Genomic DNA, 17,721 nt, shown 5'->3' with positions numbered 1-17,721 from the left:
GGCAGAAAGGGAAGATCACAGCATTCACAGCAGGCAGGCGCCGGGCGCGTTCAATGGCGACACCCAGGCCTGGCTGTCGAAACCGGCCTCGGCAAAGGCGCGCTGCACCGCCGCCTGCGCGTGGTGGGCCGCCTCGGCGTGCTCGAACCAGGCGAACACGCTGGGGCCGGCGCCGGAAATGCTGGCGCCCATCGCGCCGGCCGCCAGTGCGGCATCGCGCGCAGCGGCAAAGCCGGCGATCAGGCCGGCGCGGCGCGGCTCGACAAGCACGTCGCGCAGGCCGGCGCGGACCAGCGCGGCATCACCGGTGAAGCAGCCGCTGAGCACCAGCGCCAGGTTGGCGCTCTGTGCGACGAATTCGGGCAATGCGTAGTGGCCCTGCAGCGCGGCGCGGGCCCGCCGGGTTTCCAGCACCGCGTCGGGGTGCACCAGCAGGCTGTGCCAGGCTGCCGGCAGTGGAATCGGCACCAGCTGCTCGGCCGTACTCAGGACCAGCCCGCCCAGCAGCATCGGGCCGAGATTGTCGCCATGCCGGCCGCCGCTGGCCACCGCCTCGCCGGCCAGCGCGAACGGGTACAGCGCCTGGCGCGGCAGCGGCGCGTCCAGCAGCGCATTGGCCGCCACCAGCGCGGCCACGCACGAAGCCGCCGAACCGCCCATGCCCGAGCCCAGCGCGATGCCCTTGTCGATCTCCACCTCGAACCCGTACGGCAGTGCCAATGCCTGCCGCAGCGCGATCAAGGCCACCCCGGCGGTGTTGTCTTCGGCGCGCAGCGGCAAGGCGAACGCGGCGCCGCGGATGGCGGCGATGCGTACCTGCGGCGCATCGATGCGCCGCACCGTGACGGTATCGCCCACCCCGGCCAGGGCATGGCCGAGGATATCGAAGCCCACCGCCACATTGCCCACCGAAGCCGGCGAAAACGCACGTGCCTGCCCGTTGGCTACGCTCACAGCCGCGCCCCTTCGCCCACCGCCACCCGCAGCACGTCGGCGAACACACCGGCGGCGGTCACCTCCGGTCCCGCGCCCGGGCCCTGCACCACCAGTGGGTTGTCGCAATAGCGGCCGGTGGTGAACTGCACTACGTTGTCGGTCAGCCGCAGGTTGGCGAAGGCATGGCCGCGCGGCAGTTCGACCAGCCCGACCTGGGCAGCATCGGCGGACAGGCGCGCCACATAGCGCAATACCGCACCGCGCGCATCGGCCTGGGCCAGCCGATCGGCGAAGGCGGCGTCCATCCCCTCCAGCCCGGCCATGAAGTCTTCCACGCTGGCCTGGCGCAGCACTTCGGGCACCAGGCTTTCCACCTGCACCTGTTCCAGGCTGAGGTCGCGCCCGGCTTCGCGCGCCAGGATCACCAGCTTGCGCGCCACGTCCACGCCGGACAGGTCATCGCGCGGGTCCGGCTCGGTATAGCCCATGCCACGCGCCTGGGCGACCAGCTGAGAAAACGGTACCTGGCCGTCGTACTTGTTGAACAGCCAGGCCAGGGTGCCGGAGAAGATGCCGTCGATGGCCAGCACGTCATCGCCGGTATCGACCAGGTCGCGCAGCGTGGTGATCACCGGCAACCCGGCCCCCACCGTGGCTTCATAGCGGAAGCGCGCACCGCTGGCGGCGGCCGCGGCGCGGATGGCGTGGTAGCGCGGCAGCGGGCCGGCGCCGGCCTGTTTGTTCGGGGTCACCACGTGGATGCCGGCCGCCAGCCAGCCGGCGTAGCGGTCGGCCACCGCCGCGCTGCCGCTGCAGTCGATGATCAGCGCATGCGGCAGGTGCGCCGACAGCAGGTGTTCGGTGAACTGCTCCAGGTCGGTGGCCTGGCCCTGCGCGGCCAACGCGGCGCGCCAGTCGCCCTGCACGCCGCGCTGGTCCAGCAGCATGCGCTGGCGCGAGGCCACCGCCCGCAGCCGCAGATCGACATTGGCCCGGCCCAGCAAGCCGGCCTGCGCGGCCTGCAGCTGCGCCAGCAGCGCCGCACCGACGTTGCCCGGGCCGATCACCCCGACCGAGAAGGTCTGCGGCGACAGCCAGAAACCGGCGTGCGCCGCGCGCAGTGCCTTGATTGCATGGCCGCTGTCGACGGCCACCGAGATATTGCGTTCGGAGGAGCCCTGCGCGATCGCCAGGATATTGACCTGGGCATGGCCCAGCGACTGGAACAGCCGCGCGGCCACCCCCGGCTGCCCGGCCATGCCATCGCCCACCGCCGCCAGCACGCTGACATTGCCGGTGAGCTGCACCCGCTGCACCTGGCCCAGGCTGAGTTCATGGGCGAAGGCGTGCAGCAGCGCATCGCGCGCACGCGCCGCCTCGGCCTGTTTAACCACGCAGCAGATCGAGTGCTCCGAGGAGCCCTGGGAAATCATCACCACCGACACCTGCGCAGTGCGCAGCGCGGCGAACACCCGCTCGGCGGTGCCCGGCACGCCGATCAGGCCGGTGCCTTCCAGGTTCAGCACGGCCAGGTCCGGGCTCAGGGTCAGGCCCTTGATCGGGCCGGATACGGTGCGCTCGGCGGTGATCCGGGTGCCGGGATGGTCCGGGCGGAAGGTGTTGCGGATGATGATCGGCAGGCCGCGCTCGATCGCCGGCGACATGGTCTGCGGATGCACGACCTTGGCGCCGAAGTAGGCCAGCTCGCAGGCCTCGTCATAGCTCAGGGCCTCCAGCTGCACCGCCTCGGGCACCACCCGCGGATCGGCCGAGAGCACGCCGTCGACATCGGTCCAGATATGCAGTTCGTCGGCATTGAACAGGGCAGCGAAGATCGCCCCGGAATAGTCGCTGCCGTTGCGGCCCAGCGTGGTGATCCGGTCGCGGCGGTCGCGGGCGACGAACCCGGTGGCGACCACCCGGGCGCCCGGGTGCGCCTTGCGCCACACGGCCAGCCGCTGCGCGCTCTGCACCCAGTCCACGTCCACGCCCAGCTCGCCGCGGTCCACCACCAGTACCTCGCGCGCATCCAGCACCGCGCAGTCCTCGCCCACGCTCTGCAGGTACTGGCCCAGCAACTGCGCCGAATACACCTCGCCCAGGCCCTGCACGCGGTCCAGTACTTCAACCGGCAACTCGCCGATCACCGCCAGCGCACCGAGCATTTCGGCCAGGTGGTCAAAGCGCGCGTCCAGCCATTCCACGGTTGCCCCGGCATGTTCGCCGAGCAGGGCCACCGCCGCACCGCGATGGCGCGCGCGCAGCGCATGCCAGTGTTCGCGCCACTGCGGGGCATCGTCTGCAGCCAGCCCGACCAGCGCGATCAGCGCATCGGTGACGCCCTTCATCGCCGACACCACGGTGACCTGCACCGCCTCATCGCGGGCCAGCAGCAACTGCGCGACATGGCGGTAGCGTTCGGCGTCGGCCACCGAAGTACCGCCGAACTTGTGCACGACCGTGGTGGTGCCGGCCTGCGGTGCAGGGGCGGCGGCGGACTCAGCGACAGCGGGAATAGCGGCGACGGAAGACATGTAGACCTCGATTCGAGGCCCCGCGTCGGCTCAGGTTGAAGGCGCTCCCCCGCAACCTGTTCCGGGTGCGGGGCCGTTGTTTTCGGAAATTACGCGAAGACGACGGGCCGCACCAGGCCAGTGGTGACGGTGGTAATGGTGGTGGTACCGCGGCTCCGGATCGACACGCCCGCACCGCCCGCAGCAGCGGGGGCGAGCAGTTCGGCGGTGGCGGCAACAAGGACCATGGGTCAAGAAAACTACGTGGCCGGGGGCTTGTCAAGTGTTGCAGCGCAAAAAGACGGCGGTCGGCATCGGCCGACAACGCCGACAAAAAGGTTGCCAATGAGACCATCCAGCCAGCGCAGGCGATCAGCCGGCATGCTCGGCCACCGCGCGCGGCGGCCGATGCGCATGCGCGCACAGCAGCACGCCGGACACCAGGCAGAGGATCGCCACGGTTTCCATCGGTGTCGGCCAGCGCTGCTGCCAACCGAACCCGTACAGCAGCGCGAACAGGGTTTCGAACACGATCATCTGCCCGGTCAGGGTCAGCGGCAGGTGGCGGCTGGCGCGGTTCCAGCACGCATTGCCCAGCACCGAGGCCACCACCGCCACGCCGGCGCTGACCAACCAGAACCCGCCCCATGCCGACGCGCTGTGGCTGGCGCCGGAGGCCATGAACGCACCGGGCACCAACAGCAGCGCCAGCGCGCCGGTGGCAAGCCCGGTCAACAACGACCAGTCGTGGCCGGACAGGTCCGGGCGCCGCGCCAGCCAACGGCTGTTGCCGATCGAATAGACCGCCCACGACAACAACGCCCCCACCGCGCACAGCAAGCCGAGCAGGCGCTGCCCGGCCGAACCTGCGGCGTGCCCGGCCTGCACCGCTTCGTAGCCGACCAGCGCCACCCCGAGCAGGCACAGCAGCAAGGCCGGCGCCAGCCGACGCAGCGGCACCGCGCCGTCTTCGCGTACCCCGGCCAGGGTCACCACCACCGGTATCAGGCCCACGATCAACGACGCCGCCGCGCCGCCGGCCCACTGCACCGCCGTGGCCAGCAACACGAAATACACCAGGTTGCCGGCCAGGCTCAACCACAGCAGGCCGCGCCATTCGGCCCTGCCGATACTGCCGCGCAGTTGCCGCCAACGCGGCGCCAGCAACACGACCGCGATCAACCCGTACACCAGGTAACGGCCGGCCGACAGTTGCACCGCGCTGAAACGGTCGAGCATGGCCGGGGCCAGGAACACCACGCCCCACAACGCACCGGCGGCGATGCCGTTGGCGATGCCCACCCCCATCGATCGTTTCATTGCACGCGCGGCCCGGCCAGCGGAAAGATTCGCCAGTGTAGGCAACTGGCGGCCGGCGATCTTGACCCAGGCTACTGCCGGTGACAGCGCCGGTAATCGGCCGGGGTCATGCCCCATTCGCGGCGCAGTGCACGGGTCAGCGCGCTCTGTTCGGAGTAGCCGGCATGCTGGGCGATGGCCGCAATCGGCAGATCGCCGCTGGCCAGCTGCCCGCGCGCCCAGCGCAGGCGGCAGGCACTGAGCCAGGCCAGCGGGCTGAGCCCGAATGCCTGGGCGAACAACGCGTGCACGCGGCTGCCGCTGACCCCCACCTGCGCGGCAATCCGCGCCACCGGCCATGGCTGGCCCGGCGCAGCGTCGATCTGCGCGCATACCGCCTGCAGCCGGGTGGCACTGCCGGCCAGCGAGAACGCGTGCAGCAGCACCGGCAGTTCATGCGCCACCGTGTCGGCCGCCACCTGCGCCGGCATCCCCGCGCTGACCCGCTGGGCCATCGCCCGCACCGGCGCCGGCAATGCCAGCACCGGCTGCCGATCCAGGCGCTGCAGCGTGTCATCGTCGAGCAGCGTGGCCGGGCAATCCACGATCAGGAACCGGTCCTGATCGCGTGCGCTCTGCGCATGCCTGGCCGTATGCGTCACGAACGCGCCCTGCCACCGGTCCAGGCGTGCGCCGCGGCCTTCCAGTTCGAAGGCCAGCTCGCCCTGCACCGGCAGCACCCACTGCGCGAAGTCGTGCCGGTCCACGCTGGAACAGCGGCCATAGCGGCGCAGGTTGAAGGCGGCAGCGGACAGGGGCACGTGGATATCGAGCGCAGCAGGGAGTCACCACGAGTCTGCGCGCGCCGTGCCGGCGGCGCAATCCGGCGGCGTGGCAGGCCGCCGCTGCTATAGTCCAGCCCGTCCTGTCCGCATGGAATGCGCTGCGCGGTGATCGCCGTCCATCTCTCTGCCGACTATCGCCCCGACCCTGGACCGCCATGACCATCGAACACACCCTGCTCAGCCACGCCCCCGCCCTGCTGCCGGTGGTGGCGCAGTGGTATTTCAGCGAATGGGGCATGCACGTGCCCGGGCTCGGCCTGGCCGACGAGTGCCAGCGGCTGGAAGTGTTCCTGCATGACGCCGAACTGCCCCTGCTGCTGATCGCCATGGACCAGGGCGAACCGGTGGCGGCGGCCCAACTGAAATTCCACGAACGCACCGAGCGTCCCGAGCGCGAGCACTGGCTGGGCGGGGTCTACGTGCAGGCGTCGCACCGTGGCCAGGGCTTGGCAGCGCTACTGATCGACGACCTGATGGCGCGTGCGGCGGCGTTGGGCGTGCGTGAGGTCTATCTGCAGACGCAGGCCGATGACGGCGGCCTGTACCGGCGGCTGGGCTGGGAGCCGTTGGAATCGGTCCAGCATGCCGGTGGCTTCCCGGTGCGCATCATGCGGCGCACGCTTGCGCCGCGCTGATCAGCGGAACCGTACCGGCTGCGGCGCCGGCCGGTCGGCCAGCGAGCCCAGCGTGAAGGTGTAACCGGCTTCTTCCAGCAGCTTGCGCATGCGCAGTTCGGCCCGCTTCGGGTAGGCCAGCGAAGTCGGCGCGTGCAGCGCGTAGGACGTGGACTTTCCGGGCAGCGTTTCGCGCGTAACCGACGATTGGTTGGTCTCGCAGGCGTTGGCCCACAGGTCCAACAGAACCTTCGGTCCGATGGATTGATTGTTGCTAAGACGAAGCGTCAGCCAACGCATGTGTTCCATAGCGAATCCAAGCGGTTCTTTCAATCGAGTATGCACCAAATCCCCTGCCCCCGTACGCCGGCGTGCCTGACCTCTCCAGGCGGTCCACTCAAACCAGGCAGCCCCGGACCGGCCGGGACTGCCTGGCAACGCGACGCGCTCGGCGTCAGCGCATTCAGTGCTTCATCGCGTGCTTGCGCTCACGCATCACCGCATGGCATTCCTGCACCTGCGGCAGCAGGCGCTGCACTTCGGTGCGGGCAGCCGGGGAGGTGTCGGCGTCGGTCAGGGTGTCCTTGAACGCCTTCAACAGGCGGTCTTCGGATTCTTCCAGCTCGGCCACATAGCCGTACTGCGTGTCGCCCAGGGTGGCGCGCACCTTGCCGTAGAACTGCTGCATGGAACCGACCACGGTGCCGTGCTCGGCCGGGGTGCCGCCGGCGGCCAGCACGCTGGTGCTGAGCGAGCGCACGATCTGTTCCTTGACCCCGGCGATGCGGGTGAACAGCGCCGACAGCTCGGCGTCCTTCACCTTGCCTGCCGCCTCGGTATAGAAGTCCTTGCCATCGCGGGCGATCTGGATCAGGTCGTTCAAGCTGTGCGCGGTCGTGGATTCGGTGGTCATCGTGTTGCTCCTGTGGGGCGTGTTGCCCGAGTTGGTGTGGAACGACTTTTCCGCATCGGCAATGAAGTCCACGTGACATGCAAAACGCGCGGTTCAGTGAGGTATGCAGCGCGCAATGCACTTGTTTGCTGCGCGTGTTCAACGCGCGATTGCAACATCACACCCGTGATGTGAGGCACAACCAATCCAGTATCGCGGCAACAGGGGCCACCCCAGCGATAGCACAAGCTGTCCACGCGGCGACACGTCGCCGCCAGCGCTCCGATGCGTGACCAGGCGCTTTCGGATGAATGGCAACCACACCCAGAAGACAGCTGGGCCGATGTCCCAGAAAACATCAGCGGCCCATCACATATCTACGCATGCGTCGCAACTGGCCATGGACCTTGCCCGCCACCGCTGCGACGCTCCAAGAACCCCGGCACTGGTGTACCTGGAAGAAGTGAAACCACTGCCAGACCACCAAACATAAGGACAAAGGATCATGAAGAACGTCATGCTTCTGGCAACTGTGTTGTGCATTGCCGCCGGCAGCACAGTGGTTGCAACGCAACCTGCCCTTGCGACGAACACAAGAACTGCTGTGGTCGTTCTCAATGAAACGTATCGGGCCGGAGAACAGGACGCCGTCCGGATTCTCCAATGGATCGCCCTCCACAGCCCCCAGTACGCTCCACTAAAGGGCCAGGCTGAAGTTCGCCTGGAACGCAGGACCGTTGGAAAGGGCGCACGCGCAGTGCAAAGAGCCACCGCAACCGGGGACGCTCCGATGCCACCCAACGGGTTGCCGGACACCGGCCAACCCGGCGAAATCCTCAAGGTGGAGAGCATTCTTCCGGATGGGTCGACCCAATCCTGGGAGTATCGCTGGGAAGCCCCTTCAACCGGACACGGCGCGGGCTGGGTCTTCGTCGCCTATAGCGTGCGCATTGGACGCGATCCCGTCGAGATCCAGTAAAAACGAGGCTGCCCGTTGATTGATCGAGCCGGCATGGCGCGCCGGCTCGATCATCGGAAGGTCCCGGCTGGGAAGCCAACACCAGCTGTTGCTGCTTCCGTGCCATGCGCTATCGCACGGTTGCCAAGGCCTCCCCCCGCAGGATCGGCACTGCCCTACCCTTGATCACCCAACCGATGTTCACACCGCAGCAGGCGGATCGGCATTCCAGAACGTCGAGAGCAACTGGAGCCCCTCGTTGGCCTGGGCATCATCTAGCAGATGCGGGCGCGCGCGCTCGGTCCAGCGCGCGCTTTCCAGGCGCTAGATCAGCAAGGCATCGGCATGGCGGCAGGCCATCGACCAGTTCCAGAAATGGCGCTGCGCGATCGCGCCCTGCACCAGCACCTGGATGCCGGTGTGCTTGGATGCCGCCTGGATACGTGCAAAACCCGCCTCCAACCCGACCGGCAGGCCTTCGAGGTATTACAGGGAGCGGACGCCGTCATACCGCAATACGCCGGTCACACCGTGCTGCCGGTTGTGGATGGAGGCGTCGACCAGGATGCGTTCCAGGTCGGCATTGGGCAACGCGCCGGCGGCCCTGCTCGCGTAGACGAGCGCGTGGATGGGGGGAAATGAGTCATTCGCAAAAAGCTACCTCGCCCCGTCCTGCCGCCCTGGCGGCACACACTGAACGGTTCAAGCTTGGCCGAGGCCTGGCTGCCACCGTCGGTGGGTTACCCTGCAGCGGTCAAAAACAACGCCCGCAAGGAGAGTGAAATGGAAAAGCAATTGCTGGAAGACATCCAGGTGCTGCTTCTCAGCAACCGTGCCCGCGAACTGCGCATCAACACCGGCCGCGCCGCCTCCGAGGCCGAGCTGGAAGTGATCGAGGTCGACGGTGAGCAGCACACCGTGCTGACCAAGAAGGCCGGCCTGCGCCTGGCGCTGAAGGAGCTGGACGAAGCCAAACAGCTGATCAGCGAACTGTCGCAGGGCTGAGCGCGGATTCCGGGCGCGGCGGTTGTTCCGGCGGCGCCTCGATCGGCGGATCGGTCGGCGGTGGATCCTGCGCCGGCGGTGTTTCGACCGGCGGATCGAGCGGCGCTGGATCCTGCGCCGGTGGCAGCTCGCCGGGCGGTTCGCGCGGCGAGGGATCGGCGGGCATGGGCGTTTCTACGGGCACCGGCGTTGTCTCCGGCGGTGGCTGGGGTTCGGGCGTGGGCACGGGGTGCTGTCCTGCCTGTGCCGACATGTGCAGTGCACGCATGGCGGTCTCCATTTCAGTCCCGGGCCCAGCATGCCGGCGGCCTCGTCAATACCGGGCGAGGATGCGGCCACCACTGCGCAAGATCGGTGTTGCCGGCCCTGCGCCGGGCGCCTACGCTGCCCCACATCCACTCGAGGTGAGGCCGACCATGTACCGCGCATTGGGATTGCTGCTGGTCTCCGCCCTGTCGATGGGCAACGCGCACGCCGCCGCCCGGGACATCGACAACCTGGCCTGGCTGGAAGGCTGCTGGGCGCGCGATGGCGGCGAGCCCGGCTCGGGCGAGCACTGGAGCGCACTGGCCGGCGGCACCCTGCTGGGCGTGGGCCGCACCATCAAGGGCGGCAAGACCGTCGACTTCGAGTTCATGCAGTTGCGCCACCTGGACGCTCCCGATGGACGCCTGGCCTTCATCGCCCTGCCCGCCGGACAGGACCGGACCGTGTTTCCCCTGCTGCGCATCAGCGACACTAGCGCGACGTTCGAACAGCCCGGCCATGATTTCCCGCAGCGGGTGATCTACACCCGCCAGGGCCAAACGCGGCTGCTCGCCCGGATCGAAGGCAGCGTGGATGGCACCACCAGGGCCGTGGATTTTCCGATGACACGGATCGCCTGCGGCAACGCCGACCGCCCCTGACCGCGCCGTCTGTTATCGGGTCGGAACCGTAGCGTCCATCCACCCGGTCGCGCGGCGGCAAGCCTCATACACCAGCCACGGCACCATCCACGCGGCCACCAGCAACACACCAATCACCTGCGGCGACGGCACCACCCCCAGCCGGATCGCCAGCGGCAGCGACAGACGGAACAGCACCGGCGCCAGCGTGACCAGGTAATTGCGGATCATCCAGCGGCGGTGGACAGCCACCCGCCCCTTGCCGATGGCGACCAGCCCGGCCAGCGCGGAGGCAAGCCAAGCCAGTGCGGTGATCGCAAAGCCGGTGAGGATGGGCGCCGGCGCCGGCGAGGTCAGCAACAGGGCCACCACGCCCGTGCAGGCCACCAGCATCCCCACCAGGTAGACCCGCCCAATCCAGCGATGCACGCCCGGAGAGCCTTGCCGCAGGCGTGGCACGAACTGCAGCAGGCCCAGCACGACGGTAAGGGTGCCGCCGGCCAGATGGGTCCACAGCCAGCCCCGCCGGAGCAGGAACATCTGGTAGGCCTGGGAATCCAGAACGCTGTACTTGCGGTAGGTTTCCAGCAGGAACTCCGCACCCATCCCCAGCGCAAGGCACCACACCAGCCCCCACCCCAGGCGCGTCCACAGGCGCGGCGCGCTGTTTCCTCTGGTTGCCATCCGACCCGTCCCGAGACCGATTTGGCCCAGTGTAGACCGCCGCAACTTCACTACGCGATCGGCGTACGCATGGTGATCGCAGCTGAACCACGGCGGCGTGCGCGGTTGTTCGTTGACCACGCGACAACCGCAACGCACTACGCGCCCAGAGGGCGATGAAGGAGCCGTGGCTACGGTGGATTTCTGGCTGCTACCACTATGACCAACGCCTGTTGATACATGGGTAACAGTGGAAAATACACTGGCGTCGACCCGCCCAAGTGCTTGAAATATGGTGACCCCGGCCCGATTCGAACGGGCGACCTTCCCCTTAGGAGGGGGACGCTCTATCCAGCTGAGCTACGGGGCCATGACGGTGCTGCGCTGTCGCCAGACCGCGGGCTGCACCGGCGCGATGCACGGTGCAGCCGTGAAGGATACCCACATTCAGCGGCTGGACCAAGGCCGCCGCGCTGCGTGCCGCTGCCGGATCAGCGGATATCCAGCTCCGGGAAGCCCTTGACCAGCTCGTCCAGCGCCTTGATCTGCACCAGGAACGGCTCCAGCGCCGACAGCGGCAGCGCGCTGGGGCCGTCGCAGCGGGCGTGGTCCGGGTCGCGGTGGGCTTCCAGGAACAGCCCGGCCAGGCCCAGCGCCATGCCCGCGCGGGCCAGTTCGGCCACCTGGCGGCGGCGGCCGCCGGAGGCTTCGCTGCCGGCGTCGCGGCGCTGCAGGCTGTGGGTGACGTCGAAGATCGCCGGCAGGCCGCCGGTGGATTCGACCATCTCGCGGAAGCCGAGCATGTCCACCACCAGGTTGTCGTAACCGAACTGCGCGCCGCGCTCGCACAGGATGATGTTCTCGTTGCCGGCTTCGCGGATCTTGGCCGCGATGTGCTTGATCTGGGTGGGGCTGAGGAACTGCGGCTTCTTGATGTTGACCACCCGCCCGGTCCGCGCGATCGCCTCGACCAGGTCGGTCTGGCGCGCCAGGAACGCCGGAAGCTGCAGCACGTCGACCACCTCGGCCACCGGCGCGGCCTGCGCCACTTCATGCACGTCGGTGATCACCGGCACGCCGAAGCGGCGCTTGACCTCCTCGAAGATGCGCAGGCCTTCGTCCAGGCCGACGCCGCGGTAGGAGGCGATCGAAGAACGGTTGGCCTTGTCGAAGGACGCCTTGAACACATACGGAATGCCGAGCTTGGCGGTGACCGTAGTGAAATGCTCGGCCGCGTGCAGGGTCGAATCGAGGTCTTCGAGCACGTTCAGGCCGCCAAACAGCACGAACGGCAGACGATTGCCGACCACCACACCTTCTGCAACGGTAACGTTCATTCAGACTCCTGGAGACGGGACGACCGGGCCACGGCAGCCGCCGCCCCGGATCAATGGCGCATTCTAGCGGTTGCACGCCGCACGGGGGCGCCGGCGCATTCAGCGCAACGGCCAACGCCGGCGTCGGGGCCACGCCAGCCGGCACACCTACCCCTGCTAGAATCGGCGTTCTGCATGCCGCGCCCCCACCCTGCCAGCGGCTGCGCCCTTTTTTGATACGCAACAGGAGTTTGCATGTCCTCTGAGCTGCTCAAGGCCCTTGGCCTGGACGCGACCAACGCTGGCACCTACCTTGGCAACGGCCAGTGGTCCAGCGCCACCAGCGCCGGGGTGATCACCCCGCTCAACCCGACCACCGGTGAAGCGATCGCCACCGTGCACGCCACCACCGACGCCGATTACGAAACCATCATCGCGCGTGCCCAGGAAGCCTTCAAAGTGTGGCGCACCACCCCGGCCCCGCGCCGCGGCGAAGCAGTGCGCCTGTGCGGCGAAGCGCTGCGCGCGCACAAGGATGCGCTGGGTTCGCTGGTCGCGCTGGAAATGGGCAAGAGCAAGCCCGAAGGCGACGGCGAAGTGCAGGAGATGATCGACATCGCCGACTTCGCCGTGGGCCAGAGCCGCATGCTGTACGGCTACACCATGCATTCCGAGCGCCCCGGCCACCGCATGTACGAGCAGTACCAGCCGCTGGGCCTGGTCGGCATCATCAGTGCGTTCAACTTCCCGGTGGCGGTGTGGGCGTGGAATGCGTTCCTGGCCACCATCTGCGGCGACATCTGCCTGTGGAAGCCGTCCAACAAGACCCCGCTGACCGCCATTGCCTCGATGAAGATCTGCAACGCGGCGCTGCGCGAGGGCGGCTTCCCGGACCTGTTCTTCCTGATCAACGATGCCGGCACCGAGCTGTCGCAGAAGATGGTGGCCGACAAGCGCGTGCCGCTGATCAGCTTCACCGGCTCGACCCAGGTCGGCCGCCAGGTCGCCGAGAAGGTCGCCCACCGCCTGGGCCGCTGCCTGCTGGAACTGGGCGGCAACAACGCGATCATCCTGGACGAAACCGCCGACCTGAAGCTGGCCATCCCCGGCATCGTGTTCGGCGCGGTGGGTACTGCCGGCCAACGCTGCACCACCACCCGCCGCCTGATCGTGCATGAATCCATCCACGACGACGTGCTGGCCACCCTGGTCAAGGCGTACCAGCAGGTGGAAGGCAAGATCGGCGACCCGACCGACCCGGCCAACCTGATGGGCCCGCTCAACAGCGAAGGCGCCGTGCAGCAGTTCCTGGCCTCGATCGAGAAGGCCAAGGCCAGCGGCGGCACCGTCCAGACCGGCGGCACCCGCATCGACCGCCCCGGCAACTTCGTGCTGCCGGCGATCGTGACCGGGCTGAACAACAGCGACGAAGTGGTGCAGCACGAAACCTTCGCGCCGATCCTGTACGTGATGAAGTACAGCACCCTCGATGAAGCCATCGACATGCAGAACGGCGTGCCGCAGGGCCTGTCCTCGTCGATCTTCACCACCAACCTGAAGGTGGCCGAGCGCTTCCTGTCGGCGGCCGGTTCGGACTGCGGCATCGCCAACGTCAACATCGGCACCTCCGGTGCGGAGATCGGCGGTGCGTTCGGCGGCGAGAAGGACACCGGCGGCGGCCGTGAATCCGGTTCGGATGCGTGGAAGGTGTATATGCGCCGCCAGACCAACACCATCAACTACTCCGATTCGCTGCCGCTGGCCCAGGGCATCAAGTTCGACCTGTGAGCGGCCCCTGCCTGGATTTCACCGGCCGCCGGGTACTGGTGGCCGGCGGCAGCAAGGGCATCGGCCGCGCGATGGCGCTGGCGTTCGCTGCGGCGGGCGCCCGCGTTTCGGTCTGCGCACGCGGTGAGCCCGGGCTCGCCGCGCTGCGTGCCGATGCCCGGGCGCTCGGCCTGGACGTGCATACCGCCTCGGCGGACCTGGCGGTGCTGGACGATATCGGCCGCTGGCTCGGTGATGCGGCCGGCGCGCTGGGAGGCATCGATGTGCTGGTCAACAACGCCACCGGCTACGGCATGGACGATGACGAGGCCGGCTGGGAAGCCAGCCTCGGCATCGACCTGATGGCGGCGGTGCGCGCCTCCCGGCTGGCCCTGCCCTGGCTGCGGCAGTCCAGCGATGCCTGCATCCTCAACCTGGCCTCGATCGCCGCGCTGCAACCGCGTCCGGGCGCGGCGCCCTACGCGGCGGCCAAGGCCGCACTGATGCACTACACCACCTCGCAGGCAGTGGCGCTGGCCGCGCAGCGGATCCGGGTCAACGCCATCGCCCCGGGCTCGATCGAGTTCGACGATGGGTTGTGGGCACGCCGCCGCACGCAGGACCCGGCGCTGTACCACGGCACCCTGGCCAGGATTCCGTTCGGCCGTTTTGGTCAGCCGCAGGAGATCGCCGATGCCGCCCTGTTCCTGTGTTCGCCGCTGGCACGCTGGATTACCGGGCACACCTTGAACGTGGATGGCGGCCAGGTGTTGATGGGCTAATCGGGGCGCAGGCACTATCATGGCCGCTCTGCCATGGAGGACCCGGATGAGCCAGCCACCCCGTCAAACCAGTACCACGGCCGTGATCAGCCTGATCATGGGCATCCTCGGCTGGACCTTCCTTCCGCTGATCGGCAGCCTGGTGGCGATCGTCACCGGCCATCTGGCCCGCGCCGAAATCCGCCGCCAGCCCCAGTATTTCGAGGGCGATGGCCTGGCCATCGGCGGGTTGATCCTGGGCTACGTCGTGGTGATCGGCACCGTGCTGGCGGTACTGGCGATGATCCTGTTCTTCGGCGGACTGGCCTGGTTTGCCGCAACCCAATCGTAATGGCGAGGTTCCCGTGAGCCGATCGGATTCCACCGAGCGTTTCAGCAGCCGGGTTGCCGACTACGTGCGCTACCGTCCGGACTATCCGCCGGCCCTGCTGCACTGGCTGCATCACGATATCGGCGTGCCCACCGAAACCCTGGTCGCCGACATCGGCGCCGGCACCGGCATCTCCACCCGCCTGTTCCTGGCCAGCGGCCACCCGGTGATCGCAGTGGAACCCAATGCGGCCATGCGCAGCGCCGCCGAACACTGGCTGGCCCCGGACTACCTGCGCCTGAAACTGGTCGACGGCACCGCCGAGGCGACCACGCTGGCACAGGACAGCGTCGGCCTGGTCGCCGCCGCCCAGGCCTTCCACTGGTTCGACACCGCCGCGGTGCGCCGCGAATGGGCGCGCATCCTGCACCCGGGCGGGATGGCGCTGGTGTTCTGGAACTCGCGCCTGCTCGATGCCTCCCCGTTCCTGGTCGGCTACGAACAGCTGCTGCTGGAGTTCGGTACCGACTACACCCAGGTCGCCGAACGCTACCAGGACGATGACGCCATGCGCGCCTGGTTCGGCCCGGGCCTGCGCGGCCTGGCCAGTTTCCCCAACGTGCAGCGCATGGACCTGGATGGCCTGCGCGGTCGCCTGTTGTCCTCTTCGTATGCCCCCCAGGCCGGGCACCGGCGCCACGCACCGATGCTGGAGGCGCTGCAGCAGCTGTTCGACGCCCACGCGGTGGATGGCCAGGTCGCCTTCCAATACCACACCCGTGCCTTCATCGGCACGCTGGACTGATTGAACGCCATGTATTCGCTTGCCCGCCCCTTCCTGTTCGCCCTCGATGCCGAGCGCGCCCACGGCCTTGGCCTCAACGCCCTGGAGCTGGCCTGGCGCACCGGCACCACGCCGTTGCTGGCCGGCCGCATCGCGCCGTTGCCGACCAACGCCTTCGGCCTGAGCTTCCCCAACCCGGTCGGCCTGGCTGCCGGCCTGGACAAGAACGGCGAGCACATCGATGCGCTGCTGGCGCTGGGTTTCGGCTTCGTCGAGATCGGCACCATCACCCCGCGCCCACAGGAAGGCAACCCGAAGCCGCGGCTGTTCCGGCTGCCGGCCCACCAGGCCATCATCAACCGCATGGGCTTCAACAACCTGGGCGTGGATGCGCTGGTGCGCAACGTCGAGCGCGCCAAGCGCCGCACCGGCCTGCTCGGCATCAACATCGGCAAGAACAAGGACACGCCCAACGAGCGGGCGTTCGACGATTACCAGCACTGCCTGCAGAAGGTGTACCCGCTGGCCGACTACATCACCGTCAACATCTCCTCGCCCAATACCGCCGGCCTGCGTGAACTGCAGGAAGAAAACGCGCTGCGCCAGCTGGTCTCGCAGCTGCGCGACAGCCAGGAAAGCCTGGCCGCGCAGCATGGCAAGCGGGTGCCGATGCTGGTCAAGGTCGCCCCGGACCTGAGCGACCGCGACATCGATGCGGCCGCGCGCGTGCTCAGCGAACTGCAGGTGGACGGGGTGATCGCCACCAACACCACCATCGACCGCAGTGCGGTGGCCGGCGACCGCCAGGCCGACCAGGCCGGCGGCCTGTCCGGCGCACCGCTGATGGGCCAGTCCACGCTGGTGCTGCGCCGGCTGCGCGCGCGCCTGCCCGAGTCGATGCCGCTGATCGGCGTCGGCGGCATCCAGTCCGGCGCCGATGCGGTGGCCAAGATGTCCGCCGGCGCTGCGCTGGTGCAATGCTACAGCGGCCTGATTTTCCGCGGCCCGGCACTGGTGCAGGACTGCGTGGAGGCGATCCGTCGCCGCCGCGAAGCCCCCAGCCGCGGTGCGGTCGCCCCCCTATGAGTAACGCAATGCCTGCCTGGACCCTGACCGAAAACGCCTCGCTGCAGGCGCTCAACACCTTCCACGTCGACGCCACCGCCGACCAGTTGCTGGAGCTGCACGACCCGGCGCTGCTGCCGGAGGTGCTGGCACTGCCGCAGGTGGCCGGCCAGCCGCTGCTGGTGCTGGGCAGCGGCAGCAACGTCCTGCTGGCCGGCCACGTGGACGGCACCGTGCTGGTGTTCGCCAACGCCGACATCCAGATCCTGGAACACCGCGCCGACCACACCGTGGTACGCGCCGGGGCCGGGGTGAACTGGCATGGCCTGGTGATGTGGTCGTTGCAGAACGGGCTGTCCGGGCTGGAGAACCTGGCGCTGATTCCCGGCACCGCCGGTGCCGCGCCGATCCAGAACATCGGTGCCTATGGCGTGCAGGTGGAGGAATTCATCCAGGCCGTGGAAGCCTGGGACCGCCACGGCGGCCAGTGGGTGCGGCTGGACAGCGAAGCCTGCCAGTTCGGCTACCGCGACAGCGTGTTCAAGCGCGAGATGGACCGCTACCTGATCAGCGCCATCGAGCTGCGCCTGCCGCTGCTGCACGACCTGCGCCTGGGCTATGCCGGCATCGGCGAGGAAATGCAGGCGATGGGCGTGGAACTGCCGGTCGCCGCCGATGTCGCCAACGCGGTGATCAACATCCGCCGGCGCAAGCTGCCCGACCCGGACGTGCTCGGCAATGCCGGCAGCTTCTTCAAGAACCCGGTGCTGCCGCTGGAGCAGGTCGAGGTGCTGCTGCAGCACTTCCCCGAGCTGCCGGTCTACCCGGCCGACCAGGACGACACCCGGCGCAAGCTGTCGGCCGCCTGGATGATCCAGGCCTGCGGCTGGAAGGGCTACCGCGACGGCGATGCCGGCGTGTCGGCCGACCATGCGCTGGTACTGGTCAACCATGGCACCGCCAGCGGCCAACAACTGCTGGCGCTGGCACGGCGGATCTCGGCCTCGGTGCTGGAGAAGTTCGGCGTGCCGATCGAACCGGAGCCGCGCCTGATCGGCGCCCAGTGGTGAGCCCGGCCCTGGCAA

The 17,721-nt window shown here is 68.5% G+C and carries 20 protein-coding genes, 1 tRNA gene and 1 pseudogene; 10 read left to right on the top strand and 12 right to left on the bottom strand.

Going from position 1 to position 17,721, the window contains the following annotated elements:
* Positions 1 to 24 precede the first annotated feature (24 nt).
* From AC3ITM_RS08605 to AC3ITM_RS08585, 5 genes are all read right to left on the bottom strand, one after another.
* Positions 25 to 954: a homoserine kinase gene (locus tag AC3ITM_RS08605; RefSeq protein WP_489269788.1), complete on the bottom strand. Its 930-nt coding sequence runs from the start codon at positions 952 to 954 to the stop codon at positions 25 to 27.
* Positions 951 to 3,470, bottom strand: coding sequence for a bifunctional aspartate kinase/homoserine dehydrogenase I (gene thrA, locus AC3ITM_RS08600; RefSeq protein ID WP_489269787.1), 2,520 nt, complete (start codon positions 3,468 to 3,470; stop codon positions 951 to 953). Before thrA ends, AC3ITM_RS08605 begins: the two co-directional genes overlap by 4 nt.
* Before the next feature lie 89 nt (positions 3,471 to 3,559).
* Positions 3,560 to 3,697, bottom strand: coding sequence for a hypothetical protein (locus tag AC3ITM_RS08595; RefSeq protein ID WP_489269786.1), 138 nt, complete (start codon positions 3,695 to 3,697; stop codon positions 3,560 to 3,562).
* A 124-nt stretch (positions 3,698 to 3,821) separates the two neighbouring features.
* Positions 3,822 to 4,769, bottom strand: a complete 948-nt coding sequence (locus tag AC3ITM_RS08590; protein WP_489269785.1) for a DMT family transporter — start codon at positions 4,767 to 4,769, stop codon at positions 3,822 to 3,824.
* 71 nt (positions 4,770 to 4,840) lie between these two features.
* Entirely contained in the window at positions 4,841 to 5,569 is a 729-nt protein-coding gene (locus tag AC3ITM_RS08585) for a helix-turn-helix transcriptional regulator (protein WP_489269784.1), read from the bottom strand.
* A gap of 179 nt (positions 5,570 to 5,748) precedes the next feature.
* Here AC3ITM_RS08585 and AC3ITM_RS08580 point away from each other — a divergent pair, with 179 nt between their 5' ends.
* Entirely contained in the window at positions 5,749 to 6,228 is a 480-nt protein-coding gene (locus AC3ITM_RS08580) for a GNAT family N-acetyltransferase (RefSeq protein WP_489269783.1), read from the top strand.
* Here the strand turns inward: AC3ITM_RS08580 and AC3ITM_RS08575 are convergent, their stop codons facing one another.
* Positions 6,229 to 6,516: a hypothetical protein gene (locus AC3ITM_RS08575; RefSeq protein WP_228885057.1), complete on the bottom strand. Its 288-nt coding sequence runs from the start codon at positions 6,514 to 6,516 to the stop codon at positions 6,229 to 6,231.
* A gap of 154 nt (positions 6,517 to 6,670) precedes the next feature.
* Positions 6,671 to 7,120, bottom strand: a complete 450-nt coding sequence (locus AC3ITM_RS08570; protein WP_489269782.1) for a PA2169 family four-helix-bundle protein — start codon at positions 7,118 to 7,120, stop codon at positions 6,671 to 6,673.
* A gap of 484 nt (positions 7,121 to 7,604) precedes the next feature.
* Between AC3ITM_RS08570 and AC3ITM_RS08565 the strand changes: the two genes are divergently transcribed.
* Positions 7,605 to 8,078, top strand: coding sequence for a hypothetical protein (locus AC3ITM_RS08565; protein ID WP_489269781.1), 474 nt, complete (start codon positions 7,605 to 7,607; stop codon positions 8,076 to 8,078).
* A 303-nt stretch (positions 8,079 to 8,381) separates the two neighbouring features.
* On the opposite strand, the pseudogene AC3ITM_RS08560 reads toward AC3ITM_RS08565, so the two are convergent.
* Positions 8,382 to 8,687: pseudogene (locus AC3ITM_RS08560) on the bottom strand (BLUF domain-containing protein).
* Positions 8,688 to 8,840: 153 nt separating this feature from the next.
* On the opposite strand from AC3ITM_RS08560, the gene AC3ITM_RS08555 reads away from it, so the two are divergent.
* Positions 8,841 to 9,062, top strand: a complete 222-nt coding sequence (locus tag AC3ITM_RS08555) for a hypothetical protein (RefSeq protein ID WP_228885060.1) — start codon at positions 8,841 to 8,843, stop codon at positions 9,060 to 9,062.
* Here the strand turns inward: AC3ITM_RS08555 and AC3ITM_RS08550 are convergent.
* The gene (locus tag AC3ITM_RS08550; RefSeq protein ID WP_489269780.1) at positions 9,040 to 9,330 is read right to left on the bottom strand and encodes a hypothetical protein; all 291 of its coding nucleotides are present in this window, start codon (positions 9,328 to 9,330) and stop codon (positions 9,040 to 9,042) included. The two genes, AC3ITM_RS08555 and AC3ITM_RS08550, sit on opposite strands and share 23 nt — an antisense overlap.
* Before the next feature lie 148 nt (positions 9,331 to 9,478).
* Between AC3ITM_RS08550 and AC3ITM_RS08545 the strand changes: the two genes are divergently transcribed.
* Positions 9,479 to 9,970, top strand: coding sequence for a DUF6265 family protein (locus AC3ITM_RS08545; protein ID WP_489269779.1), 492 nt, complete (start codon positions 9,479 to 9,481; stop codon positions 9,968 to 9,970).
* A gap of 12 nt (positions 9,971 to 9,982) precedes the next feature.
* On the opposite strand, the gene AC3ITM_RS08540 is transcribed toward AC3ITM_RS08545, so the two are convergent.
* The 3 genes from AC3ITM_RS08540 to kdsA form a co-directional block, all read right to left on the bottom strand.
* A complete protein-coding gene (locus AC3ITM_RS08540) occupies positions 9,983 to 10,753 on the bottom strand; it encodes a DUF2306 domain-containing protein (RefSeq protein WP_489269778.1) in 771 nt (256 codons plus the stop codon).
* A 152-nt stretch (positions 10,754 to 10,905) separates the two neighbouring features.
* Positions 10,906 to 10,982 (bottom strand) — tRNA-Arg (locus tag AC3ITM_RS08535).
* A 121-nt stretch (positions 10,983 to 11,103) separates the two neighbouring features.
* Positions 11,104 to 11,949 (bottom strand): 3-deoxy-8-phosphooctulonate synthase, encoded by an 846-nt coding sequence (gene kdsA, locus AC3ITM_RS08530; protein ID WP_489269777.1) that lies wholly within the window; start codon positions 11,947 to 11,949, stop codon positions 11,104 to 11,106.
* 234 nt (positions 11,950 to 12,183) lie between these two features.
* On the opposite strand from kdsA, the gene amaB reads away from it, so the two are divergent.
* From amaB to murB, 6 genes are read left to right on the top strand one after another with little or no spacing between them, the layout of a single operon-like run.
* Positions 12,184 to 13,716, top strand: coding sequence for an L-piperidine-6-carboxylate dehydrogenase (gene amaB, locus AC3ITM_RS08525; RefSeq protein ID WP_489269776.1), 1,533 nt, complete (start codon positions 12,184 to 12,186; stop codon positions 13,714 to 13,716).
* Positions 13,713 to 14,477: an SDR family NAD(P)-dependent oxidoreductase gene (locus tag AC3ITM_RS08520; protein WP_489269775.1), complete on the top strand. Its 765-nt coding sequence runs from the start codon at positions 13,713 to 13,715 to the stop codon at positions 14,475 to 14,477. The genes amaB and AC3ITM_RS08520 overlap by 4 nt, the downstream gene beginning before the upstream one ends.
* Positions 14,478 to 14,523: 46 nt before the next feature.
* Entirely contained in the window at positions 14,524 to 14,808 is a 285-nt protein-coding gene (locus AC3ITM_RS08515) for a DUF4190 domain-containing protein (RefSeq protein WP_489269774.1), read from the top strand.
* Positions 14,809 to 14,821: 13 nt separating this feature from the next.
* Positions 14,822 to 15,592 (top strand): class I SAM-dependent methyltransferase, encoded by a 771-nt coding sequence (locus AC3ITM_RS08510; RefSeq protein ID WP_489269773.1) that lies wholly within the window; start codon positions 14,822 to 14,824, stop codon positions 15,590 to 15,592.
* A gap of 9 nt (positions 15,593 to 15,601) precedes the next feature.
* Positions 15,602 to 16,657, top strand: a complete 1,056-nt coding sequence (locus tag AC3ITM_RS08505; RefSeq protein WP_489269772.1) for a quinone-dependent dihydroorotate dehydrogenase — start codon at positions 15,602 to 15,604, stop codon at positions 16,655 to 16,657.
* The gene (gene murB / locus AC3ITM_RS08500) at positions 16,654 to 17,706 is read left to right on the top strand and encodes a UDP-N-acetylmuramate dehydrogenase (RefSeq protein WP_489269771.1); all 1,053 of its coding nucleotides are present in this window, start codon (positions 16,654 to 16,656) and stop codon (positions 17,704 to 17,706) included. The genes AC3ITM_RS08505 and murB overlap by 4 nt, the downstream gene beginning before the upstream one ends.
* Positions 17,707 to 17,721 lie beyond the last annotated feature (15 nt).

It is taken from the genome of Stenotrophomonas sp. KH_029 (assembly GCF_057839765.1).
The sequence above is the reverse complement of the archived record's forward strand: the minus strand, read 5'-3'. Positions and strand labels throughout refer to the sequence as shown.

Excerpts from the sequence above, each read along its gene's own strand:
- thrA (WP_489269787.1), bottom strand. The coding sequence starts at position 3,470 with ATGTCTTCCGTCGCCGCTATTCCCGCTGTCGCTGAGTCCGCCGCCGCC.
- AC3ITM_RS08595 (WP_489269786.1), bottom strand. The coding sequence starts at position 3,697 with ATGGTCCTTGTTGCCGCCACCGCCGAACTGCTCGCCCCCGCTGCTGCG.
- AC3ITM_RS08590 (WP_489269785.1), bottom strand. The coding sequence starts at position 4,769 with ATGAAACGATCGATGGGGGTGGGCATCGCCAACGGCATCGCCGCCGGT.
- AC3ITM_RS08580 (WP_489269783.1), top strand. The coding sequence starts at position 5,749 with ATGACCATCGAACACACCCTGCTCAGCCACGCCCCCGCCCTGCTGCCG.
- AC3ITM_RS08575 (WP_228885057.1), bottom strand. The coding sequence starts at position 6,516 with ATGGAACACATGCGTTGGCTGACGCTTCGTCTTAGCAACAATCAATCC.
- AC3ITM_RS08570 (WP_489269782.1), bottom strand. The coding sequence starts at position 7,120 with ATGACCACCGAATCCACGACCGCGCACAGCTTGAACGACCTGATCCAG.
- AC3ITM_RS08565 (WP_489269781.1), top strand. The coding sequence starts at position 7,605 with ATGAAGAACGTCATGCTTCTGGCAACTGTGTTGTGCATTGCCGCCGGC.
- AC3ITM_RS08555 (WP_228885060.1), top strand. The coding sequence starts at position 8,841 with ATGGAAAAGCAATTGCTGGAAGACATCCAGGTGCTGCTTCTCAGCAAC.
- AC3ITM_RS08550 (WP_489269780.1), bottom strand. The coding sequence starts at position 9,330 with ATGCGTGCACTGCACATGTCGGCACAGGCAGGACAGCACCCCGTGCCC.
- AC3ITM_RS08545 (WP_489269779.1), top strand. The coding sequence starts at position 9,479 with ATGTACCGCGCATTGGGATTGCTGCTGGTCTCCGCCCTGTCGATGGGC.
- kdsA (WP_489269777.1), bottom strand. The coding sequence starts at position 11,949 with ATGAACGTTACCGTTGCAGAAGGTGTGGTGGTCGGCAATCGTCTGCCG.
- amaB (WP_489269776.1), top strand. The coding sequence starts at position 12,184 with ATGTCCTCTGAGCTGCTCAAGGCCCTTGGCCTGGACGCGACCAACGCT.
- AC3ITM_RS08515 (WP_489269774.1), top strand. The coding sequence starts at position 14,524 with ATGAGCCAGCCACCCCGTCAAACCAGTACCACGGCCGTGATCAGCCTG.
- AC3ITM_RS08505 (WP_489269772.1), top strand. The coding sequence starts at position 15,602 with ATGTATTCGCTTGCCCGCCCCTTCCTGTTCGCCCTCGATGCCGAGCGC.
- murB (WP_489269771.1), top strand. The coding sequence starts at position 16,654 with ATGAGTAACGCAATGCCTGCCTGGACCCTGACCGAAAACGCCTCGCTG.